Annotated in this window: 18 protein-coding genes; 14 read left to right on the top strand and 4 right to left on the bottom strand. The window is 62.6% G+C overall.

The window, feature by feature from the left end; genetic code table 11:
* Positions 1–15 precede the first annotated feature (15 nt).
* Positions 16–1,431, bottom strand: a complete 1,416-nt coding sequence (gene ccoG / locus KCX70_RS15305; RefSeq protein WP_212618056.1) for a cytochrome c oxidase accessory protein CcoG — start codon at positions 1,429–1,431, stop codon at positions 16–18.
* Positions 1,432–1,815: 384 nt separating this feature from the next.
* Here ccoG and KCX70_RS15300 point away from each other — a divergent pair, with 384 nt between their 5' ends.
* From KCX70_RS15300 to wrbA, 5 genes are all read left to right on the top strand, one after another.
* The gene (locus KCX70_RS15300) at positions 1,816–2,181 is read left to right on the top strand and encodes a CidA/LrgA family protein (RefSeq protein WP_021206525.1); all 366 of its coding nucleotides are present in this window, start codon (positions 1,816–1,818) and stop codon (positions 2,179–2,181) included.
* The gene (locus KCX70_RS15295; protein ID WP_021206524.1) at positions 2,178–2,888 is read left to right on the top strand and encodes an LrgB family protein; all 711 of its coding nucleotides are present in this window, start codon (positions 2,178–2,180) and stop codon (positions 2,886–2,888) included. Before KCX70_RS15300 ends, KCX70_RS15295 begins: the two co-directional genes overlap by 4 nt.
* Before the next feature lie 69 nt (positions 2,889–2,957).
* Positions 2,958–3,833, top strand: a complete 876-nt coding sequence (locus tag KCX70_RS15290; RefSeq protein WP_212618055.1) for an alpha/beta fold hydrolase — start codon at positions 2,958–2,960, stop codon at positions 3,831–3,833.
* 164 nt (positions 3,834–3,997) lie between these two features.
* Entirely contained in the window at positions 3,998–4,696 is a 699-nt protein-coding gene (locus KCX70_RS15285) for a pirin family protein (RefSeq protein ID WP_212618054.1), read from the top strand.
* A 52-nt stretch (positions 4,697–4,748) separates the two neighbouring features.
* Positions 4,749–5,348: an NAD(P)H:quinone oxidoreductase gene (gene wrbA / locus KCX70_RS15280; RefSeq protein WP_212618053.1), complete on the top strand. Its 600-nt coding sequence runs from the start codon at positions 4,749–4,751 to the stop codon at positions 5,346–5,348.
* Between the two features lie 51 nt (positions 5,349–5,399).
* On the opposite strand, the gene KCX70_RS15275 is transcribed toward wrbA, so the two are convergent.
* From KCX70_RS15275 to mfd, 3 genes are read right to left on the bottom strand one after another with little or no spacing between them, the layout of a single operon-like run.
* Positions 5,400–5,885 carry a GNAT family N-acetyltransferase gene (locus KCX70_RS15275; RefSeq protein WP_212618052.1) on the bottom strand — a complete coding sequence of 162 codons (486 nt, stop codon included), beginning with the start codon at positions 5,883–5,885 and terminating at the stop codon, positions 5,400–5,402.
* 12 nt (positions 5,886–5,897) lie between these two features.
* Complete coding sequence (locus tag KCX70_RS15270; protein ID WP_212618051.1) at positions 5,898–9,182, bottom strand: DEAD/DEAH box helicase; 3,285 nt, start codon at positions 9,180–9,182, stop codon at positions 5,898–5,900.
* A gap of 45 nt (positions 9,183–9,227) precedes the next feature.
* Complete coding sequence (mfd, locus tag KCX70_RS15265) at positions 9,228–12,668, bottom strand: transcription-repair coupling factor (RefSeq protein ID WP_212618050.1); 3,441 nt, start codon at positions 12,666–12,668, stop codon at positions 9,228–9,230.
* 158 nt (positions 12,669–12,826) lie between these two features.
* Here mfd and KCX70_RS15260 point away from each other — a divergent pair, with 158 nt between their 5' ends.
* The 9 genes from KCX70_RS15260 to nqrM all read left to right on the top strand — a co-directional run bounded on the left by KCX70_RS15260 (position 12,827) and on the right by nqrM (position 21,697).
* Complete coding sequence (locus tag KCX70_RS15260; protein WP_021206517.1) at positions 12,827–14,278, top strand: glyceraldehyde-3-phosphate dehydrogenase; 1,452 nt, start codon at positions 12,827–12,829, stop codon at positions 14,276–14,278.
* 313 nt (positions 14,279–14,591) lie between these two features.
* Entirely contained in the window at positions 14,592–15,929 is a 1,338-nt protein-coding gene (locus KCX70_RS15255) for a Na(+)-translocating NADH-quinone reductase subunit A (RefSeq protein WP_212618049.1), read from the top strand.
* A 3-nt stretch (positions 15,930–15,932) separates the two neighbouring features.
* Positions 15,933–17,144 (top strand): NADH:ubiquinone reductase (Na(+)-transporting) subunit B, encoded by a 1,212-nt coding sequence (locus tag KCX70_RS15250; protein WP_212618048.1) that lies wholly within the window; start codon positions 15,933–15,935, stop codon positions 17,142–17,144.
* On the top strand, positions 17,137–17,925 hold the full coding sequence (locus tag KCX70_RS15245) for a Na(+)-translocating NADH-quinone reductase subunit C (protein ID WP_021206514.1): 789 nt from the start codon (positions 17,137–17,139) through the stop codon (positions 17,923–17,925). The genes KCX70_RS15250 and KCX70_RS15245 overlap by 8 nt, the downstream gene beginning before the upstream one ends.
* A complete protein-coding gene (locus KCX70_RS15240; protein WP_180984051.1) occupies positions 17,922–18,596 on the top strand; it encodes an NADH:ubiquinone reductase (Na(+)-transporting) subunit D in 675 nt (224 codons plus the stop codon). Before KCX70_RS15245 ends, KCX70_RS15240 begins: the two co-directional genes overlap by 4 nt.
* Complete coding sequence (nqrE, locus tag KCX70_RS15235; protein WP_021206512.1) at positions 18,596–19,204, top strand: NADH:ubiquinone reductase (Na(+)-transporting) subunit E; 609 nt, start codon at positions 18,596–18,598, stop codon at positions 19,202–19,204. Before KCX70_RS15240 ends, nqrE begins: the two co-directional genes overlap by 1 nt.
* Before the next feature lie 12 nt (positions 19,205–19,216).
* On the top strand, positions 19,217–20,443 hold the full coding sequence (nqrF, locus tag KCX70_RS15230) for an NADH:ubiquinone reductase (Na(+)-transporting) subunit F (RefSeq protein WP_180984057.1): 1,227 nt from the start codon (positions 19,217–19,219) through the stop codon (positions 20,441–20,443).
* Between the two features lie 103 nt (positions 20,444–20,546).
* A complete protein-coding gene (locus KCX70_RS15225; RefSeq protein WP_212620355.1) occupies positions 20,547–21,470 on the top strand; it encodes an FAD:protein FMN transferase in 924 nt (307 codons plus the stop codon).
* A complete protein-coding gene (gene nqrM, locus KCX70_RS15220) occupies positions 21,467–21,697 on the top strand; it encodes a (Na+)-NQR maturation NqrM (RefSeq protein WP_021206509.1) in 231 nt (76 codons plus the stop codon). Before KCX70_RS15225 ends, nqrM begins: the two co-directional genes overlap by 4 nt.
* The last annotated feature ends 61 nt before the right edge of the window (positions 21,698–21,758 follow it).

The raw sequence follows: 21,758 nt of genomic DNA, 5'->3' as shown, positions 1-21,758 counted from the left end.
GTTGATTGGCCCATGCTACCGAACCCGGGGTGCGATGAAGGTGCTTTGTGCACTGACCGAACTCGCCGGGTTGCCCGCTTCAAGGGCAACGAAGTGCAACGCACGCTGTGATCGGCCGCTTTCGCTATCATTGACCAGCGCCACGCTGACCGGCAGATCGACAATCTCTCCGGGCGCCAGGCTGACTTCGCCGGGCCCCTGCAGCTCGAATGGCCCGCTTTGCAACGCGATCCGATAGCTGTGCCGTTGCTGGGTCTTGTTGATCAGCTTGAGGCTGTACATGTTCTCGATCTGGCCCTGCATGTTTTCGCGATAGAGCGTCCGATCCCGGGTCACGTCAAGCGAGAGCAGCGGTCGCGCGTGCAATGCCCAGATGAATGCGCCGATCATCACCACCAGTGCGGTCGCGTAGCCGACAAGGCGCGGTCGCAGCAGCCGCGTCTGTCCGCCTTCGAGCGCACGTTCGGAGCTGTAGCGGACCAACCCGCGGGCGTAGCCCATTTTGTCCATCACGCTGTCGCAGGCATCGATGCAGGCGCCGCAACTGATGCAGTCCAGCTGCAGGCCGTCGCGGATGTCGATACCGGTGGGGCAGACCTGCACGCACAGGGTGCAGTCGATGCAGTCGCCCAGACCCTGGGCCTTTGGATCGCTGTCCTTGCGGCGGGCACCGCGCTGTTCGCCCCGCGCGGCATCGTAGGCGACCGTCATGGTGTCGGCATCGAACATCACGCTCTGGAACCGTGAGTACGGGCACATGTGCACGCAGACCTGCTCGCGCAGCCAGCCGGCGTTGATGTAGGTCGCCGCCGTGAAGAAGAACAGCCAGAAGGCGGTGGTCATCCCCAATTGCAGGCTGAACAGCTCGCTGACGAGTGTGCGCACCGGGGTGAAGTAGCCGACGAAGGCGATCGCCGTCGCCAGGCTCACGGCTAACCAGAGGCCGTGCTTGGCACCGCGACGCAGCAGCTTGTTCAGCGACCAGCCGGCCGCGTCCAGCTTGATACGCTGGTTACGGTCACCCTCGGTGACCTTCTCGGCCCACATGAACACCCAGGTCCAGGTGCTTTGCGGACAGGCATAGCCGCACCAGACCCGGCCGGCCAGGACGGTAATGAAGAACAGTCCGAACGCCGCGATGATCAGCAATGCCGACAGGAGGATGAAGTCCTGCGGCCAGAACGTGGCGCCGAAGATGTGGAATTGCTGTCTGCCCAGATCCCAGAGCACCGCCTGGCGACCTTCCCAGTTCAGCCACTGGGTGCCGAAGTAGAGCAGGAAAAGAAAGCCCGCACCGACCAGGCGCAGATTGCGGAAGAAGCCGGGGAAGCTGCGCGTGTGGATGGGCCCGCCCGCCAGCGCGGGCGTCAGGCGGAGCGGTTTGCGCGGGTCGACCGTGTCGATGATCGCGGCAGGAATGCGTTCGGTCATGGTGTGCCCCTATCAGGCTGAACAGGCGGCGCCGATGATCTGATCCGGTTGTGTTGCATAACAGACTCAGCTAACGCGGAAAAATACGGATCAGATGCTTCGCGGCCTCGCCGGGAGCCGCGCCTGAACGACGGGTCAAGCCGTGCGCCGCAGCGCCGTTGGGTTGTGTCGGGTTCGCCGGAGGGCGGACGGCATGCACGGGGCTTTCCGTGTGCGACGCCAGGCCACAGCAGTGCGACCAGCTGATGCGTTTTTTTAACGCCCATCTGCACCTGTTTCGAAGGGCGCGAGGCAGGTGATAGTCCGTCGGGGCCGACGATGCGTGCTGTCGGCGACCATTCCCTGCATCATTGCCCGTTCCGTTCTGCCGTAATAGGACTTCCCATGATTCTCAAAGGCCTGACCTGGCTGGTCGTGCTGCAGCTGCTTGGCAGCGTGGTTCATCTCTCGCTGGTGCCGGCGCTGCCTGGGCCCATCATCGGCCTGGTTCTGCTTTTCGGAGTGTTATTGCTGCGTCGCGGCGTTCCCGAACCGCTGGAAAAAACCGCTGCGCTGCTGTTTCAGTACCTGCCGCTGCTGTTGATCGTGCCGGCGGCGGGGATCATGACCAGCAGCGAGGCCTTGCTGGCAAACCTGCCGGCGATTGCGGCCGGGCTGGTCCTGTCGCTGATGGTGACGGTGCCGTTCTGCGGTTGGTTGATGCAGGTGCTGATCAAGCGCATGGATCGCCGGCGCGAGGAGCGAGCATGAGCGCTGTCGACTGGCGTAGCGTCTGGGCCATGACACTGGACCACCCGCTGTTTTCCGTGGCGCTGACGCTGATCGCCTTCCAGCTGGCGCTGGCACTTTATCGACGCAGCGGCTGGCTTGTGCTGCAACCGGTCATGGTCGGCATGCTGCTGGTGGTCGGCACGCTTTACTTGTGCGGTATCGACTACGCGAGCTACCGCGCCGACGCGTCGATGATCGCGGTGCTGGTCGGGCCGGCGACCGTGGCGCTGGCGGTGCCTTTGTACCGCCATATTCGGCGCATCCGGCAGCTGTTCTGGCCGATCCTCGTCACGCTGGTCAGCGGCGGCCTGCTTGGCGTCTCCCTGACCCTGGTGATCGCCCATGCGTTGGGCGCGGATCTGACGGTGCTGATGAGCCTGTCGCCCAAGGCGGCAACCATGCCAATCGCCATGCTGGTGGCCGAACAGCTGGGCGGCCTGGCATCGCTGGCGGCGGTGTTCGTCATGCTCACCGGTGTGATCGGCACCGCGCTCGGGCCCTTGCTGCTGGGCTGGGCGGGGGTCGAACATCCGGCCGCGCGAGGCTTGAGCTATGGCATCAACGCCCACGCCATCGGCACCGCGCGGGCGCTGGAGGAGGGCGACGAGTGCGGCGCTTTTGCCGCACTGGGCATGAGCCTGCTGGGCATCCTGATCGCGCTGTTTTTGCCGCTGGCCCTGGGCTGATCAAGCAGCGTTCGTTGCGCTCGGCGAATCTGCGCCTAGGCTTAGGACTCATCTTCCAGGAGGGGTCCGATGTTCGAGCAATTCCAGCGCGGCGAATGCGAAGTCAACGGTGTGCGGATCAACTATCGCAAGGGCGGCTCCGGTCCGCCCCTGCTCCTGTTGCACGGCTATCCGCAGACCCATGTGATCTGGCACAGGATTGCCGGCCCGCTGGCCGAGCGCTTCACGGTGATCGCCACCGACCTGCGCGGCTACGGCGACAGCAGCAAGCCGCCAGGCGGCGAGAACCACGTTGCCTACAGCAAGCGCGAGATGGCGCGTGACCAGGTCGAGCTGATGCGGGCGTTGGGTTTCGAACGCTTCGATATCCTTGCCCACGACCGGGGCGCGCGGGTCAGCCACCGGTTGGCGATGGACCACCCCGAGGCGGTGCGTCGGCTGATCCTGCTCGATATCGCGCCGACCCTCACCATGTACAGCCAGACGGACGAGGCCTTTGCCCGCGCCTACTGGCACTGGTTCTTCCTGATCCGTCCGGCGCCGCTGCCGGAGACACTGCTGCAGGCCGATCCCGAGCTGATCTTGCGCACCGCCGTGGCCACCCGCGCCGATCATGTGCACCCGTTCAGCGAGGCCGCGTTCGCCGAGTACCTGCGTTGCATGAAGCTGCCCGGCACCATCCACGCCTTTTGCGAAGACTACCGGGCCAGCGCCGGCATCGATCTCGAGCATGATCGCCAAGACCGTGCGGCCGGGCGGATGATCGAAGCACCGCTGCTCGTGCTCTGGGGCGCCAACGGTGTCATTGAGCGTTGCTTCGATCCGCTGGCGGAATGGCGTCGTGTTGCGTCAACGGTGCAGGGCAGGGCGCTGCCGGCCGGCCATTATCTGCCGGAGGAAGTGCCCGAACTGCTGCTCGATGAAGTGCTGGCATTTCTGGCCTGACCAGACGGTTCGCATGGCTGGGTAGCGGGTGGCGTAAATATCGAAATTTACGATTGGTTGGTGCGGAAATATCCAACCATGGACGGGCCGATCCAATAGAAGATGACCCCACTTCATCGCTCGGCGCGCCTGGCGCCAGATCGGCTTCTTCTTGGAGATTTCTCATGATCGATATTCGTCCCCGCGCCGAGCTCGGCGGTGGCCAGCATGGTTGGCTGGATACGCGGCATCACTTTTCCTTCGCCGACTACCACGACCCCGCACGCATGCACTGGGGGCATCTGCGCGTCTGGAACGATGACAGCATCGCGCCGCAGTCGGGGTTCCCCACGCATCCTCATCGCGACATGGAAATCATCACCTATGTGCGTAAAGGCGCGATCACCCATGAGGACAGCCTTGGCAACCGTGGCCGGACCGAGGCCGGTGACGTGCAGGTCATGAGTGCCGGCACCGGCATCGCGCACAGTGAGTACAACCTGGAGGACGAGACCACCGAACTCTTCCAGATCTGGATCTACCCGGACCAGTCCGGCCTGCCGCCGGCCTGGGGCACGCGTCCATTCCCGGTTGGCGAGCGGGCCGGCCGCTTTGTCACCCTTGCCAGCGGCATGGCTGAGGATGGCGACGCTTTGCCGATCCGCGCCGATGCGCGTCTGGCCGCGGCGACACTTTCTGCCGGGCAGGTTGCCGAATACGTGATCGCGCCGGACCGCAAGGTCTATCTGGTGGCCGCAAGCGGCCGTATCGACATCGACGGACAAACCGCCAGCGCCGGGGATGGGGTGGCCGTGCGTGATGAGACGAGGCTACGCATCAAGGCGCTTGAAGACAGTGAAATCGTGTTGGTGGACGTTCATTAAGCCAACCGCTGACGAATCAACCGGAACACAATCCAACCAGGAGGCAACAGAGATGGCGAAGATTCTCGTGCTGTATCACTCGATGTATGGCCACATCGAAACCATGGCCAACGCGGTAGCCGAAGGCGCACGTCGAGTCGACGGCGCTGAAGTCACGGTCAAGCGAGTGCCGGAAACCATGCCGCAGGAGGCGTTCAAGAACGCCGGCGGCAAGGTCGATCAACCGGCGCCGGTCGCCAGCCCTGCGGAGCTGGCCGATTACGATGCGATCATCTTCGGCACGCCGACTCGCTTCGGCAACATGTCCGGACAGATGCGCAACTTCCTCGACCAGACCGGCGGGCTCTGGGCCAAAGGCGCACTGCACGGCAAGGTCGCCAGCGTGTTCACCTCCACGGGTACCGGTGGCGGCCAGGAGATGACCATCACCTCGACCTGGACCACACTGGCGCATCACGGAATGATCATCGTGCCTACCGGTTATGGCATCGGCGAGTTCTTCGATATCTCCGAGGTCAATGGCGGTACGCCGTACGGCGCCTCGACCATCGCCGGTGGTGACGGCTCGCGTCAGCCATCGAACAAGGAGCTGACCATTGCCCGCTATCAGGGCGAGCTGGTGGCCCAGACCACGGTCAAGCTCAAGGGCTGATCGTACGACGCAGCGCCCGCGGTCGATACCGGGCGCTGCGCGCCATCCGCCTCAGTCGTTCAGCAGCAATCCGTACATGAGTTCGTCCACGTAGCGGTCGTCGTCGGCGCGCTTGTACGCGGCACGCTGGGTGCCTTCGTGGCTGAAACCGAAGCGTTGATAGAACGCGATGGCGCGTAGGTTATCCGCTTCGACCGTCAATTCGACTCTGCGAATGCCAGCGCGACGTAACCGGGCGATGGCATCCTCGAACATCGCCCTGGCCACGCCGCGTCCCTTGACCTCTGGCGCCACGGCCAGGGTGCCGATATAAGCGACATGCGCGGCGCGGCCGATGTGCCGTTGCGCCTTGTAGAAACCCTGCACCCGATGCTCGAGCTCGTAGACGTAGAAGCATCCGCTGTCGAACAAGGGATCGAAGACCCGGCCGAAGGCTTCGCGCGGCATGGGATCGAAGCCGAGATAGGGCACCACTTCGTCATGCATGTAGATGTCGTAGACGCGGTCGAAGTCGGCGGGCGTAGCGAGTCTGCGCATGTCGGCGACTTCCTATGGCAGCGGGGCGAAGAGCGCTTCGATGTCGGCGGGATCCAGTTGCCAGTTGGCGGTGTTTCCGGCATCCAGGATGCCCGCCGCCAGGTCCGCCTTGCGTCGTTGCAGCTGTTGAATCTTCTCCTCGACCGTGTCGCGCGCGATCAGCTTGTAGACGAACACCGGCTTGTCCTGGCCGATGCGATGGGCGCGGTCGGTCGCCTGGTTTTCCGCCGCCGGGTTCCACCAGGGATCGTAGTGGATCACGGTATCGGCGGCTGTCAGGTTCAGGCCGGTGCCGCCGGCCTTGAGACTGATCAGGAACAGCGACACGTCGCCATTCTGAAAGCGCCGGACCGGGGTCCGCCGGTCCTGGGTGTCGCCGGTAATCTGCACGTAGTCGATGGCGCGGGTGCGAAGTTCCTCTTCGATCAGCGCCAGCATCGAGGTGAACTGGGAGAACAGCAGGATGCGACGGCCTTCGGCAAGCTGCTCGGTAAGCATCTGCATCAGGCTTTCGAGCTTGCCCGAGGTGCTGCCCCGAGCGGGTTTGGCCAGGTCACCCTTGACCAGGCGCAGGTCGCAACAGACCTGCCGCAACTTGAGCAGCGCGTCGAGGATGACGATCTGGCTGCGCGCCAGGCCCTTGCTGTCGATTTCCGCGCGAACCCGGCTGTCCATGGCAAGCCGTACGGTCTCGTAGAAATCACGCTGGGCCGGGCTCAGCTCGACCCAATGGAGTATTTCGGTCTTGGCCGGCAGCTCGCTGGCTACCTGTTCCTTTCGCCGTCTGAGCAGGAACGGCTTGATGCGCGCGATGAGGTGTTGCAGGCGGTCGGTGTCGCCGTTCTTCTCGATCGGAGTCCGGTATTCGCGGGTGAAGCGTTTGGCGTCGCCCAGCCAGCCGGGGATAAGGAAATTGAACAGTGACCAGAGCTCACCCAGGTGGTTTTCCAGTGGCGTACCGGTCAGGCATAGGCGCTGGCGGGCGTTCAGCCGTCCAGCCGCCTGAGCGGCCTTGCTGCTGGCGTTCTTGATGTTCTGCGCTTCGTCGAGAACAAGCACGTGCAGCGGCGTGTCCGCGAGCCGCTCGATGTCGCGGGGCAGCAGCGCATAGGTGGTCAGCAGCACGTCGAATTCGCCGAGGCGCTCGAAATACTGCTGGCGCGCCGTGCCGTGCAGGGTGGCGATCTTCAATCCGGGGGCGAAGCGCGCGGCTTCGTCCTGCCAGTTGGGAATCAGGCTGGTCGGCATGACCACCAGAGAGGGGCGATCCATGCGTCCCGATTCCTTTTCCAGCAGCAGGTGGGCGAGGGTCTGCAGCGTCTTGCCCAACCCCATGTCGTCGCCCAGCACGCCGCCGATGCCGAGCGCGCGCAGTGTCTGCATCCAGCGCAAACCGTCCACCTGATAGGGGCGCAATTGGGCGTCGAGGCTGCTCGGCAGCGCGACGGACTGCTGGCGATAGTCGCACAGACGCTGGGCGAATTCGCGCAGGTGTTCGCCACCATGCCACTGCATTTCGAGGGCATCGAGCTGCGCCAGCCGCGCCGCATCGGCGTGTCCCAGGCGCAGCGGCTCGCCAGCTGGCTGCTCGCGCAGATAGAGTTCCGAGAGGGTGGCGAGGATGGGTTTCAGGCGTCCGAAGGGCAGCAGGACTTGCAGCGGCAGCTCGTCATTGTCGCGACGCTTGTCGAGCTGGACGCGCAGGGTTTCGTCGTCGTCGCGCTGCGCCAGCGCCTGGGGCGATAGCAGCGCCGGGCTGCGGCGGATCAGGCCGAGCAAAACCGGCAGCAGGCTGATCCGTTCGCCGTCGACGATGATGCCCAGCTCCAGATCGAACCAGCTGTGCTCGGGCGCCTCGTCGACGTCCACGTACCAGGCATCCACCGGCGTCAGATCGTAGGCGAAGCCCGGCTGCATCTGTATCTGCCAGCCCTGGTCGCGTAATGCCGGCAGCTGCGTCTGGGCGAATTGCAGCCAGGCCGCCTCGCTGGGCAGTTCGAACATTTCCGCCGAGTCCTTGGGCAGCGCCTGGCTTTGGCGCAGCGCCGGCCGGAACCCGAGTGCCGTCATCTGTTGGCGCAGCGCCTGCTCGGCGTCAGGCTGGCGAAGAATGCTCATCACCCGACCGTTCTCGACGTGGCGTACGCGCTGGCCGGGCTTGGCCTTGCCGTGTAGCGCCGTCGCGCCATAGACGAAACTCAGGCCGGCACGGTGCTGGTGCTCGCCCACCATGCGGCCGCTGCTCGGTTGGTAGTTGACGGCGTGATGGCTGCCCAGCGTCAGACGCGGGACGGGCGCGACGTCATCGGTCCGCTCTTCCACCGCCTTGGCCGGTGCCGGCAACTGTGGCGCGATCTCGTTCAGCGTCAGGCTGAACAGTGCTGCCTGCGCGGACGGCACCGGGGGCGCTTCGAGCAGGTGCCGGGCCAGTGGCGCCGGCAGGCCGTGGTCCAGCAACCCGACTTCGTTTCGCTCCCTGTCGAGGTAATACAGCGGATCGATGGCCTCCAGTCGCTTGGCTTGTTCGTCGCTCATGACCAGTTCGGGCTGGTAAGCGCCGTCAGGGCGTTGCGCCCAGTGGAAGCGTGCCTGCCGCGACCGACCAGGCTGCAGAGCCGGTTTATCCCAATCGAGATAGGCGCGGCCGGTTTCGAGGATGAGGCGCAGCGTCTCGCCGCCATTCTCACCGTCGAGCATGAAGCCGCTACCGGATACGCGGATCAGCGACACCAGGGCCGCGATGCGCAGATCCAGCGGGGTCATGAAGCTCGGTTGCCGAAAGCTCGCCTCACGCATGCCGTAAAAGGGCTGCCGCTCGCCCGGGCTGCCATCCTTGCGCAGGCGCACCTTGAAGGTTTCGACATGGGTGTCTGGGGTCAGCAGGTAGTGAAGACACCAGCCCGGGCCTGCTTGCGAGTCGCCGCCCAGCGCGTTGGGCAGTTGCGACAGCCAGCGTTCCAGCGTGCCCGGAAATCCCCCGTCGTCTGGCACGGCTTCGTCCGCCGGCCGCTGTCTGGCCTGGCTTTGCAGCGTGAAGATGAGGGCTGCGCAATGCTTGCAGTTCAGCCCCACCGGGCAGCTGCATACGCAGCTGAGCCTGCTGTCGCGCGACAGCTGCAGCGATTGCCGATACAGGCTGCCTCTGGAGCCGTTGCAGGTCGATTCGACGAAGTGGCTGTCCTCCCTGAGGATCCTGATGCGCTGTTCGTCGGCGTACTGCTCGCCGCGCATCATTGCGTTGTCCGAAAACAGCAGCGACCAGCCCGTCGGCAACGAGGCGAGAAAGCTACCGGGCATCGTTCGCGGCAATTCGGGTGGACATCATGTGCAACCTCGGCATGCTCAGCCCTTGTCCGCTGACAGGCGTTCCAGCAACGCCTCGAGCGTGTTGAAGCGCTCCTCCGGTCGTTCCATCGGTACCTGGAATTTGAACACCGTCGCGCCTTCGAACTTGTAGCGTTTGGGCTGGCTCTGGATCAGCTTGATCAGCACCATCGGATCGACGCTGGTATCGGCGGCGAACTCGATGCGGCCGCCCTGCGGGCCAGCGTCGATCTTGGTGATGCCTAGCTTCTCGGCGTGCAGTTTCAGCAGCGTCAGGCGGACCAGGTTCTTGGTCGGCTCAGGCAGCAGGCCGAAGCGGTCGATCATCTCGACCTGCAGCTCCTTGAGGCCGTCCTCGTCGGTGGCGTTGGCGATGCGCTTGTAAAGGATCAACCGCGCATGTACGTCCGGCAGGTAGTCCTCGGGGATCAGCGCCGGCAGGCGCAGGTTGATCTCCGGTCCGCCGCCCAGCGGCTGGTCGAGGTTCGGTTGTTCGCCCTTCTGGATCGACTTGACCGCACGCTCGAGCATTTCCATGTACAGGGTGAAGCCGACCGCCTGGATCTGGCCGCTCTGGCCGTCGCCCAGCAGTTCGCCCGCGCCGCGGATTTCCAGGTCGTGGGTGGCCAGGACGAAGCCCGCGCCCAGATCCTGCGCGTTGGCGATGGCTTCCAGGCGCTTCTGTGCGTCGTCGGTCATGGCCTTGCGCGGCGGCGTCAGCAGGTAGGCATAGGCCTGGTGGTGACTGCGCCCGACCCGGCCGCGCAGCTGATGCAACTGGGCCAGGCCGAACTTGTCGGCACGCTCGATGATGATGGTGTTGGCGCTCGGCACGTCGATGCCGGTCTCGATGATGGTCGAGGCGATCAGCACGTTGAATCGCTTGTGGTAGAAGTCGCCCATCACCTGTTCGAGTTCGCGCTCGCGCATCTGTCCGTGGCCGACGCCGATGCGGGCCTCTGGCACCAGCGCGGCGATGTCGGCGGCGCATTTCTCGATGGTCTTGACGTCGTTGTGCAAGTAGTAGACCTGGCCGCCGCGCAGCAGCTCGCGCAGCAGCGCCTCTTTTATTACCGCGTCCTGTTGCTCCATCACGAAGGTACGCACCGACAACCGGCGCGCCGGCGGCGTGGCGATGATGGACAGGTCGCGCATGCCGGCGACCGCCATGTTCAGCGTCCGCGGAATCGGCGTGGCGGTGAGGGTGAGGATATCCACCTCGCTGCGCAGTGCCTTGAGCTGCTCCTTCTGGCGCACGCCGAAGCGGTGCTCCTCGTCGATGATCACCAGCCCCAGGTTGGTGAACTTGACGTCGTCCTGCAGCAGCTTGTGGGTGCCGATGAGGATATCCACCTTGCCTTCGGCCAGTTCCTGCACCGCCGCCTGGATTTCCTTGGCCGACTTGAAGCGGCTCATCACCTCGACACGCACCGGCCAGTCGGCGAAGCGGTCGCGGAAGCTGTTGTAGTGCTGCTGGGCGAGCAAGGTGGTCGGCACCAACACCGCGACCTGCTTGCCGCTGTGCACCGCGATGAAGGCGGCGCGCATGGCCACTTCGGTCTTGCCGAAGCCGACGTCACCGCAGATCAGGCGATCCATCGGCTTGGCCGCGAGCATGTCGCTGCGCACGGCCTCGATGGCTGCCTGCTGGTCCGGCGTTTCCTCGAACGGAAAGCCAGCGCTGAAGGTTTCGTAATCGACCTGCGGATCGGCGAAGGCGTGGCCTTCACGCGCGGCGCGGCGGGCATAGATGTCCAGCAGCTCGGCAGCCACGTCGCGGACCTGCTCGGCGGCCTTGCGCTTGGCCTTCTGCCAGGTTTCCGAGCCCAGGCGGTGAAGCGGGGCCAGGGCATCGTCGCTGCCGGTGTAACGGGCAATGAGATGCAGGCTGGAAACCGGTACGTAGAGCTTGGCTTCCTCTGCGTATTGCAACATCAGGAACTCGGCGGCCTGGCCTTCAATTTCCAGCGTGACCAGGCCCTGATAGCGGCCGACACCGTGATCGATATGCACCACCGGGGCGCCTTCGCGCAGCTCGGTGAGGTTCTTGATGACGTTCTCGCCGGCATCACGGCCTTTTTCGCGCCGCCGACGCTGCATGATCCGCTGGCCGAACAGCGGACTCTCGGCGATCAGCGCCACGTCCTGCAGCAGCAGCCCGTCGTCCAGCGGCGCGATGGTGATTGCCAGTCGTTCCTTGCTGTCGACGAATTCCGGCCAACCGCCCACTTCCTGGGGGCGCAACTTCAAACGCGCCAGCAATTCCAGCAACACTTCGCGACGGCCCGCCGATTCGGCGGTGAACAGCACTCGGCCGGGAAATTCATCAAGGAAGCGCCGCAGCGCGCCCAGCGGTTCGCTGGCCTTGGCATCTATGGCCAGTTCCGGAAAGCGGCTGGCCGGAAAGCGCTCGCGGCCGATGCCGGTTTCGACATCGTCCTGGCTGACCACGACGCGTGGCCAGGATTTCAGGTGGGCGAAGCAATCCTCGACCGGGATGAACAGCTCGGCCGGCGGCAGCAGCGGCCGCTCGGGGTCGACACGGCGATCCTCGTAACGGCTGCGCACATCCTTCCAGAAGTGCTCGGCAGCCTGCTCGATGCCGGGCAGGGAGAAGACCTGGGTGTCTTCCGGCAGATAGTCGAACAGCGTCGAGGTCTCGTCGAAGAACAGCGGCAGGTAGTACTCGATGCCGGCCGGCGTAATGCCGGTGGAAAGGTCCTGATAGATCGGGCAACGGCGGAAGTCGACGTCGAAGCGCTCACGGAACCGCGCTCGGAAGCCAGTTACCGACTCTTTCCGGACGGGAAATTCACGTGCCGGCAACAGGCGGATCGACTCGACCTTATCGATTGAGCGCTGGTTCTCCGGATCGAAGGTTCGCAGCGTTTCGATCTCGTCATCGAACAGGTCGATGCGGTAGGGCAGGACGCTGCCCATCGGAAACAGGTCGATCAGCGCGCCGCGCACGGCAAATTCGCCATGCTCGTAAACGGTATCGACGCAGCGATAGCCGGCCGCCTCCAGGCGCGAACGCATCTGTTCCACGTCGAGCTTCTGGCCGATATCCAGAACAAGGCTGGAACCGAGCAAAAAGCGTTTCGGCGCCAGCCTATGTAGCGCCGTGGTGATGGGGACTACCAGCACGCCGTGGGTCAGCTCTGGCAGGCGGTACAGCGCCGCGATCCGTTGCGAAATGATGTCCTGGTGCGGCGAAAAGACGTCGTAGGGCAGTGTTTCCCAGTCCGGGAAGTGCAGCACCGGCAGTCCAGGCGCGAAAAAAGCGAGCTCGTCCTGCAAGCGCTCGGCGCTCTGGCTGTCGGCCGTGAGAAGAAGGGTGAATCGCTCTGCGTTGCTGGCCGCTTCGGCAATGGCCAGGCTCAGCGCGGCTCCAGGAAGGTTGCCCCAGGTTTGCTTGCCGCTGGCGGCAGGCATGGGCGGAAGGCGCAATACGGACACGAGTGGGCGTGGCTCCGGTCGAAAAAATGGACCGCCCGGATTGTAACTATCCGCGCGGCGCGCTGTCAGTGTTTCCGCTGCACAGATTGCCGGCGCTAGGGTGCGCCGGCATAATGTAGCCCTTTTTATCAGCCCCTACATGTTGGAAGGAACTGCCCGTGACTCAGAAGCCCGACCAGTGTCTTGGTGAATGGATTGATCGAGAAGCCCTCGCCGAAGCGATGATTCCGCTGATTGGTCAGCTGTATCGTAACAACAACGTGGTGACTTCCATCTATGGCCGCGGTCTGATCAATCGCTCGGTCATCGCACTGCTCAAGGCGCATCGATTCGCGCGTCACCGCCAGGCTGACGAAGCCGAACTCTGCGTCAACGAAACGCATCAGATCCTGACGACCATGGCCGACATGAACCTGGGCGCAGCGTCTGTCGACCTGGGCAAGGTCGTGGCTAAGTTCAAGGCCGAGGGCAACGGTCGCAGTCTCGACCAGTTCGTCCGTGACGAGCTGGCTGAAGTCGCTGGCAAGCGCAACACCACCGGCGTGCACAAGGGCACTGACGTGGTGCTCTACGGCTTCGGTCGCATCGGCCGTTTGCTGGCACGTATCCTGATCGAAAAGACCGGCGGTGGCGATGGCCTGCGTCTGCGCGCGATCGTCGTGCGCAAGGGTGCCGACAACGACCTGGTCAAGCGTGCCAGTCTGCTGCGTCGCGACTCGGTACACGGTCCGTTCGAAGGCACCATTCATATCGATGCCGAGAACAACACCATTACCGCCAATGGCAACCTGATCCAGGTGATCTACTCCAACGACCCGTCTTCGGTGGATTACACCCAGTACGGGATCGAAAACGCGTTGCTGGTCGACAACACCGGCAAATGGCGCGACGCCGAGGGGCTCGGCCAGCACCTCAAGTGCCCGGGCGTTGCCCGCGTGGTACTGACGGCGCCGGGCAAGGGCGAGCTGAAGAACATCGTGCATGGCATCAACCATGGTGACATCACCGCCGATGACAAGATCGTCTCCGCAGCCTCCTGCACCACCAACGCTATCGTTCCGGTGCTCAAAGCGGTCAACGACCAATACGGCATCGTCAACGGTCACGTCGAGACCGTGCACTCGTATACCAACGACCAGAACCTGATCGACAACTTCCATAAAGGCAGTCGTCGTGGTCGTAGCGCGGCGCTGAACATGGTCATCACCGAGACGGGTGCGGCGACCGCCGCAGCCAAGGCGCTGCCGGTACTCAAGGGCAAGCTGACCGGAAACGCCATCCGCGTCCCGACGCCCAACGTATCCATGGCGATCCTGAACCTGAACCTGGAAAAGGCCACCACCCGCGAAGAGATCAACGAGTACCTGCGCCAGATGGCCATGCACTCGGATCTGCAGAAGCAGATCGACTACGTCAATTCGCAGGAAGTTGTTTCCAGTGATTTCGTTGGCTCCCGCCATGCCGGTGTGGTCGACGCCGAAGCGACGATCTGCAGCGACAACCGTGTTGTTCTGTACGTCTGGTACGACAACGAATTCGGCTATAGCTGCCAGGTCGTTCGCGTGATGGAAGACATGGCTGGAGTCAATCCGCCGGCCTTCCCGCGCTAACGCGACGGGCTGTAAAAAGAACGGGAGCTTCGGCTCCCGTTTTGCATTCATGGCGCGATTCGGCCCGGCTGGCCGCTACTTTTTTCAAGTCCCGTCAATAGTTGGCCGCTCGACGACGCTTGTCCACAGTCAAAAAATTGAAAGACCTTGGGTGGTCAGTCACGGGGTACGACCTCTATAATCGGGCGGATTTCTACCTGGGCCCGCGGCATAGCGTCGCGCTGATAACGTATCGGCGCGCGCTGTGCAATTCGACTTTAGCCATGCCGGGCGGCCCGTAAAAAAGTCTTCTAAATCAGTGGTTAGCGAACCGATGATCAATATAAAACGTGGGCTTGATTTGCCCATTGCAGGTGCGCCGGCGCAGCGTATCGAGGCTGGAAGGCCCGTGCGAAGCGTCGCCGTCGTAGGGTTTGATTACCCTGGCATGAAGCCGACCATGGAAGTGCAAGTCGGTGATCGGGTCAAGCTGGGACAGGTGCTGTTCTCGGACAAGAAGACCCCGGGTGTTGTTTTCACGGCGCCTGGTGCTGGTGTCGTCAGCGCGGTCCATCGTGGTGAAAAACGCGTTCTGCAGTCGGTGGTCATCGACCTGGATGGGACGGACGAGGTCACGTTCAACCAGTACAGCGCGGGCCAGCTCGAAGGGCTCGGTGACGCCCAGGTTCGTGAGAACCTGCAACAGTCCGGTCTTTGGACCGCGTTGCGTACGCGTCCGTACAGCAAGGTTCCGGCTATCGATGCTGCACCCAGCTCCATCTTCGTCACGGCGATCGATACGCACCCGCTGGCTGCCGATCCCGCCATCATCATCGGCGAGCGTGCCGCTGAATTCGAAGCGGGCCTGCAAGTGCTCGGTAATCTCGGCAAGCTGTTCCTGTGCAAGGCTGAGGGTGCTTCGCTGCCAGGCGGACAGCTTGCCAAGATGACGGTCGAAAGTTTCGCCGGACCACACCCGGCTGGTCTTGCCGGTACGCACATCCATTTCCTCGATCCGGTCAGCGCCACCAAGAGCGTCTGGACGATCGGCTACCAGGATGTGATCGCAATCGGTGCGTTGTTCACCACCGGCCGACTGTCGGTCGAGCGGGTGGTTTCGCTCGCCGGTCCCGTGGTCGAAAAGCCACGTCTGGTCCGTACGCGCCTGGGTGCCTGCCTTGATGAACTGACGGCTGGCGAGCTGCAGCCCGGCGCGAATCGCGTCGTCTCCGGCTCGGTGCTCGGAGGTCGTACGGCGCACGGTGCGTTCGCCTACCTCGGTCGTTATCACCAGCAGGTTTCCTGCCTGCGTGAGGGCAAGGAACGTGAAATGCTGCATTACCTGCGCGCCGGCAGCGACAAGCATTCGATTCTCAACATCTATATCTCCAAGCTGATGGGCGACAAGAAGTTCGCCTTCTCGACGTCCACCAATGGCAGCCCACGGGCCATGGTTCCGGTCGGCAACTACGAGGAGGTCATGCCGTTGGACGTGCTGCCGACTCAGTTGCTGCGTTCGCTCATCGTCGGTGACACCGAAGTCGCGCAGAAGCTCGGCTGCCTGGAGCTGGATGAAGAAGATTTGGCCCTGTGCACCTATGTGTGCGCCGGCAAGTACGAATACGGCCCGATCCTGCGGGACAACCTGACTCGCATCGAGAAGGAGGGGTAAGGAATGGGCATTCGCGAATTCCTCGACAAGATCGAGCACAATTTCGAGAAGGGCGGCAAGTACGAGAAGTGGTATGCACTCTACGAAGCCGCGGACACCTTCCTCTATCGTCCCGGCAGTGTGACCAAGACCACCGCGCACGTCCGCGACGGCATCGACCTCAAGCGGATGATGATCACGGTCTGGCTGTGCACCTTCCCGGCAATGTTCTTCGGCATGTGGAACACCGGCTACCAAGCCAACCTGATCTATGCACAGAACCCGGATCTGCTGGCGGCGCAGGAAGGCTGGCGCATGGCGCTGATCAGCGCACTCGCAGGCTTCGATCCGAACAGCTTGTGGGACAACTTCATCCAGGGCGCGGCGTACTTCATCCCGGTCTACGCGGTGACCTTCATCGTCGGCGGTTTCTGGGAAGTGCTGTTCGCCTCCATCCGCAAGCATGAGGTCAACGAAGGGTTCTTCGTCACGTCCGTACTGTTCGCCCTTACGCTGCCGCCAAGCATTCCGCTGTGGCAGGTCGCGCTGGGTATCAGCTTCGGTATCGTGATCGGCAAGGAAATCTTCGGCGGCACTGGCAAGAACTTCCTTAATCCGGCATTGACCGGCCGTGCGTTCCTGTTCTTCGCCTACCCGGCGCAGATGTCCGGTGATGCAGTGTGGACGGCAGTCGACGGTTTTGCCGGCGCGACCGCGCTCAGCCTCAGCTTCGCCGGCGGGATGGAGAACGTGATCGCCAGCGGCATCACCTGGATGGATGCCTTCCTCGGCACCATTCACGGCTCGATCGGGGAAACCAGTGCGCTGGCGATCTTCATCGGCGGCGCCGTATTGCTGATGACCAAGATCGCGTCCTGGCGCATCGTTTCGGGCGTGATGCTCGGCATGATCGCGCTGAGCTCGCTGTTCAACCTGATCGGCTCGGATTCCAACGCCATGTTCGCCATGCCGTGGTACTGGCACATGGTCGTCGGCGGTTTCGCCTTTGGCCTGATCTTCATGGCGACCGATCCGGTGTCGGCGTCCATGACGAACACGGGTAAGTGGGCGTTCGGCATTTTGATAGGCGTGATGGTGGTACTGATCCGGGTGGTGAACCCGGCGTTTCCGGAGGGCATGATGTTGGCCATTCTATTCGCCAACCTGTGCGCACCGTTGATTGACCACTTTGTCATTCAGGCCAATATCAAGCGGAGGCTGGCACGTAATGTCTAGTCAAAAAGAATCCACCGTTCGCACACTGGTCGTGGCCTTGCTGGTCTGCCTGGTCTGCTCGGTGTTCGTTTCGGGCGCAGCGGTTGCGCTACGCCCGACACAACTGGAAAACCGTCAGCTGGACAAGCAGCGCAGCATCCTGGCGATCGCCGGGTTGGGCGAGGCGGGTATGTCTGCCAAGCAGGTAAAGGCGCTCTATAAGGAGCGGATCGTTGCCAAGCTGGTCGATCTGGAAACCGGCAAATACAGCGACGAGTTCGATCCGAACACCTTCGACCCGCTGGTTGCCGCCAAGGATCCGCAGCTGTCGCAAGCGCTGCCAGGCGATGAAGACATCGCCTCGATCAAGCGCCGCGAGCGCTACAGCGTCGTCTATACCGTCGAGGAAAACGGCGAGCTCGAGACGCTGATCATGCCGGTGCGTGGCTATGGGCTGTGGTCGACCCTCTATGGCTTCATGGCCGTCAAGGGAGATCTCAACACGGTCGAAGGGCTGGGTTTCTACCAGCATGGCGAGACCCCCGGTCTCGGCGGCGAAGTGGATAATCCCAAGTGGCGCAGCCAGTGGCAGGGTAAGGAGCTGTTCACCGAGAACGGCAAACTGGCCATCCAGGTGGTCAAGGGCGGCGTCGATCCGCAGAGCCCGAAAGCCGACCACCAAGTTGACGCGCTGGCCGGTGCGACGCTGACCAGTAACGGTGTGAACAACCTGCTGCACTTCTGGCTGGGCGAGAACGGATTCGGTCCATTTATCGCTAACCTGCGCGCTGGGGAGGCTTGACCATGTCGCAACCTACTATCAAAGAAGTCCTGTTCAATCCGGTCTTCAACAACAACCCCATCGGTCTGCAGATTCTCGGAATCTGTTCGGCGCTGGCGGTTACCTCCAACCTCAAGACCGCCCTGGTGATGTCCGTCGCGCTGACGCTGGTGGTGGCGTTTTCCAACCTGTTCATCTCGATGATTCGCAGCCAGATTCCAGGCTCGATTCGCATGATCGTGCAGATGGTGATCATTGCCTCGCTGGTAATCGTGGTCGATCAGGTCCTCAAGGCCTACGCCTTCTCGCTGTCCAAGCAGCTGTCGGTATTCGTCGGTCTGATCATCACCAACTGCATCGTGATGGGGCGTGCTGAAGCGTTCGCCATGCAGAATCCGCCCATGCTGTCGTTTTTCGACGGCCTCGGTAACGGACTCGGCTACAGCGCGATGCTGATCGTGCTGGGCATCGTTCGCGAACTGTTCGGCGCCGGCAAGCTGATGGGTTACACCATCCTTCCGGTGGTCAACGATGGCGGTTGGTACCAGCCAAACGGCCTGTTGCTGCTGCCGCCGTCGGCGTTCTTCCTCATCGGCCTGATCATCTGGGGCATTCGTAGCTGGAAGCGCGAGCAGGTCGAGAAGCCGTCGTTCAAGATGGCGCCGCAAGTCTCGAGCAAGGAGGCTTACTAATGGAGCATTACATCAGCCTGTTCGTCCGTGCCGTGTTCATCGAGAACATGGCGCTGGCCTTCTTCCTCGGCATGTGCACCTTCATCGCGATTTCCAAGAAAGTGGAAACCGCGATTGGCCTGGGTATCGCGGTTATCGTGGTTCAGGCCATCACGGTCCCGGCCAACAACCTGATCTACACCTATCTGCTCAAGGCCGGAGCGCTGTCCTGGGCGGGGTTGCCGGAAGTGGATCTCAGCTTCCTGGGCCTGCTCAGCTACATCGGCGTGATCGCGGCAATTGTTCAGATCCTCGAAATGCTCCTGGATAAGTACGTACCCAGCCTTTACAACGCACTGGGCGTCTTCCTGCCGTTGATCACCGTGAACTGCGCCATCATGGGCGGCACACTGTTCATGGTCGAGCGGGACTACAACCTGGCGGAAAGTACCGTGTATGGCTTTGGCTCCGGTGCGTCCTGGGCGTTGGCGATCATGCTGCTGGCCGGTATCCGCGAAAAGCTCAAGTACAGCGATGTACCGGAGGGTCTGCAGGGACTGGGCATCACCTTCATCACCATCGGCCTGATGTCGCTAGGCTTCATGTCATTCTCTGGCGTACAGCTGTAAGGACGGGATGAACTGATGAGTTACGAAATTTTCCTTGCCATTGGCATGTTCACCGCCATCGTGCTCGCGCTGGTGGTGATCATCCTCGCGGCGCGCGCCAAGCTGGTGTCTAGCGGTGACGTGAGTATCGAAATCAACGGCGAACGCACCATCACCGTTCCGGCTGGCGGCAAGTTGCTGCAGACCTTGGCCGCGAACAATATCTTCCTATCGTCCGCCTGCGGTGGTGGCGGCACCTGCGCCCAGTGCAAGTGCGTCGTCGAAAGCGGTGGCGGCGAGATGCTGCCCACCGAAGAGTCACACTTCACCCGTCGTGAGGCTGGCGAGGGCTGGCGTCTGTCCTGCCAGACACCGGTCAAGGCGGATATGAAGATCGAGGTACCCGAGGAAGTGTTCGGCGTGAAGAAGTGGGAGTGCACCGTGCTCTCCAACCCGAACGTGGCGACCTTCATCAAGGAACTGACCTTAAAGCTGCCGGAAGGCGAGAACGTCGACTTCCGCGCGGGCGGTTATGTCCAGCTCGAATGTCCACCGCACGAGGTTCGCTACAAGGACTTCGATATTCAGGAGGAGTATCGCGGCGACTGGGACAAGTTCAACCAATGGAAGTACGTGTCCAAGGTCGACGAGACGGTCATCCGTGCCTACTCGATGGCGAACTACCCGGAAGAGGTCGGTCTGGTGAAGTTCAACATCCGTATCGCCTCGCCGCCGCCAGGCAAGGACGATCTGCCGCCAGGCAAGATGTCCTCCTGGGTGTTCAGCCTCAAGCCGGGCGACAAGGTCACCGTCTACGGTCCCTTCGGTGAATTCTTTGCCAAGGATACCGACGCGGAAATGGTCTTCATCGGTGGTGGTGCCGGCATGGCACCGATGCGCTCGCACATTTTCGACCAGCTCAAGCGCCTGAAATCCAAGCGCAAGATGAGCTTCTGGTACGGCGCGCGTTCCATGCGCGAGGCGTTCTACGTCGAGGAATATGACCAGCTGCAAGCCGAGAACGAGAACTTCGAGTGGCATCTGGCGTTGTCCGATCCGCAACCGGAGGACAACTGGCAGGGGCCGACGGGGTTCATCCACAACGTACTCTACGAGAACTACCTGAAGGACCATCCAGCTCCCGAAGACTGCGAGTTCTACATGTGCGGTCCGCCGATGATGAACGCCTCGGTAATCAAGATGCTGACCGACCTGGGCGTTGAACCGGAGAACATCCTGCTCGACGACTTCGGCGGCTAGCATGATTCGAGCGTCATTTCGGCCCGTCATCGTCGTCGCCCTGGCGACGGCGCTGACGGGCTGTCTGTTTCAGGACAAGGTAGAAAGCTTCAGCGGGCCAACCATGGGCAGCACCTATACGGTGAAGTACGTGGCGAGCGCCGGCACGCCGGACAAAGAGCAACTGAGGCAGCAGACCGAGGCGATACTCGCCGACATCGATAAGCAGGCCTCGACCTACCGTGCCGATTCCGACATAGAAGTGTTCAACGAGCTGCCGGCCGGGCGCTGCATGGCCATGCCTGACGGGGTGCGAGCCCTACTCGAAGCAGGCAGGAAACTGTCTGACGAAAGCGGCGGTGCGCTGGATCTGACCATCGAGCCGCTGCTCAACCTGTGGGGCTTCGGGCCCCGCGGGCAGGGCGAGCGGGTGCCTTCGGCCGAGGAAATCGCGACGGCACGGCAGGATGTCGGCCAGCATCACTTGCGGTTGGAGGGCGAGCAGCTCTGCAAGGACCGGAACGTTCAAGTCGATTTCAACAGCATCGCAGCTGGTTATGCTGTCGATCAGGTGACGGCAAGGCTCGAAGCGTCAGGCGTCAGCAGCTTTCTGGTGGAAATCACGGGTGAGCTGAAAGCCCAGGGTCGCAAGCCGGATGAGTCACCGTGGCGCATTGCGATCGAAGCGCCGCGGGACAATGAGCGAGTCGTCCAGCGGGTCATCGAACTCGATGGACTGGGCGTTTCTACTTCCGGGGACTATCGAAACTACTTCGAGCGTGACGGTAAGCGCTACTCGCACACGCTGGATCCGACCACCGGAGCGCCTATCGAGCATCATCTCGCCGCCGTGACGGTTGTCGATCCGTCGACACTCCGCGCGGACGGGTTGTCTACCGTGCTTATGGTGCTCGGTCCGGAGCGTGGACTGGCCTACGCGACAGAGCACAGGATCGCAGCGTTCTTCGTGGTACGCGAAGGGCAGGAATTCGTAAGCAAGAGCACCGAAGCTTTTGATGAGCTGTTCGGTGCGGGAGCAGAGCAATGACCTGGTTGATCGTTTTTCTGGTGATGGTACTGGTCGTGTTGGGTATGTCGATCGGTGTGATCATGGGTCGCAAGCCCATCGCCGGCTCATGCGGAGGGATCGCCAATCTCGGCATCGAGAAGGAGTGCTCGATCTGCGGCGGTAGCCGCGAGAAATGCGAGGAGGTGAATGCGCAGGAAAGCCAGAATTCAAAAGCAGATCTCGCCTACGACGCGACCAGACGCTGATAAGTGGCTTCAACCCGGCCAGGGGCGCTAGCGCACCGGTGCCGGGCCTTGCATGTAGGAC

The sequence above is a fragment of the Stutzerimonas stutzeri genome (genome assembly GCF_018138085.1).
GTDB lineage: Bacteria > Pseudomonadota > Gammaproteobacteria > Pseudomonadales > Pseudomonadaceae > Stutzerimonas > Stutzerimonas stutzeri_AI.
Note: the sequence above shows the minus strand (reverse complement) of the source record. Positions and strands in the feature narration are given on the sequence as shown.

What these genes read in the sequence shown, in the direction of transcription:
- KCX70_RS15300 (WP_021206525.1), top strand. Translation starts at nt 1,816, where the DNA reads ATGATTCTCAAAGGCCTGACCTGGCTGGTCGTGCTGCAGCTGCTTGGC.
- KCX70_RS15255 (WP_212618049.1), top strand. Translation starts at nt 14,592, where the DNA reads ATGATCAATATAAAACGTGGGCTTGATTTGCCCATTGCAGGTGCGCCG.
- KCX70_RS15250 (WP_212618048.1), top strand. Translation starts at nt 15,933, where the DNA reads ATGGGCATTCGCGAATTCCTCGACAAGATCGAGCACAATTTCGAGAAG.
- nqrM (WP_021206509.1), top strand. Translation starts at nt 21,467, where the DNA reads ATGACCTGGTTGATCGTTTTTCTGGTGATGGTACTGGTCGTGTTGGGT.
- KCX70_RS15290 (WP_212618055.1), top strand. Translation starts at nt 2,958, where the DNA reads ATGTTCGAGCAATTCCAGCGCGGCGAATGCGAAGTCAACGGTGTGCGG.
- wrbA (WP_212618053.1), top strand. Translation starts at nt 4,749, where the DNA reads ATGGCGAAGATTCTCGTGCTGTATCACTCGATGTATGGCCACATCGAA.
- KCX70_RS15245 (WP_021206514.1), top strand. Translation starts at nt 17,137, where the DNA reads ATGTCTAGTCAAAAAGAATCCACCGTTCGCACACTGGTCGTGGCCTTG.
- KCX70_RS15270 (WP_212618051.1), bottom strand. Translation starts at nt 9,182, where the DNA reads ATGCCCGGTAGCTTTCTCGCCTCGTTGCCGACGGGCTGGTCGCTGCTG.
- KCX70_RS15225 (WP_212620355.1), top strand. Translation starts at nt 20,547, where the DNA reads ATGGGCAGCACCTATACGGTGAAGTACGTGGCGAGCGCCGGCACGCCG.
- KCX70_RS15275 (WP_212618052.1), bottom strand. Translation starts at nt 5,885, where the DNA reads ATGCGCAGACTCGCTACGCCCGCCGACTTCGACCGCGTCTACGACATC.
- KCX70_RS15285 (WP_212618054.1), top strand. Translation starts at nt 3,998, where the DNA reads ATGATCGATATTCGTCCCCGCGCCGAGCTCGGCGGTGGCCAGCATGGT.
- nqrE (WP_021206512.1), top strand. Translation starts at nt 18,596, where the DNA reads ATGGAGCATTACATCAGCCTGTTCGTCCGTGCCGTGTTCATCGAGAAC.
- ccoG (WP_212618056.1), bottom strand. Translation starts at nt 1,431, where the DNA reads ATGACCGAACGCATTCCTGCCGCGATCATCGACACGGTCGACCCGCGC.
- KCX70_RS15295 (WP_021206524.1), top strand. Translation starts at nt 2,178, where the DNA reads ATGAGCGCTGTCGACTGGCGTAGCGTCTGGGCCATGACACTGGACCAC.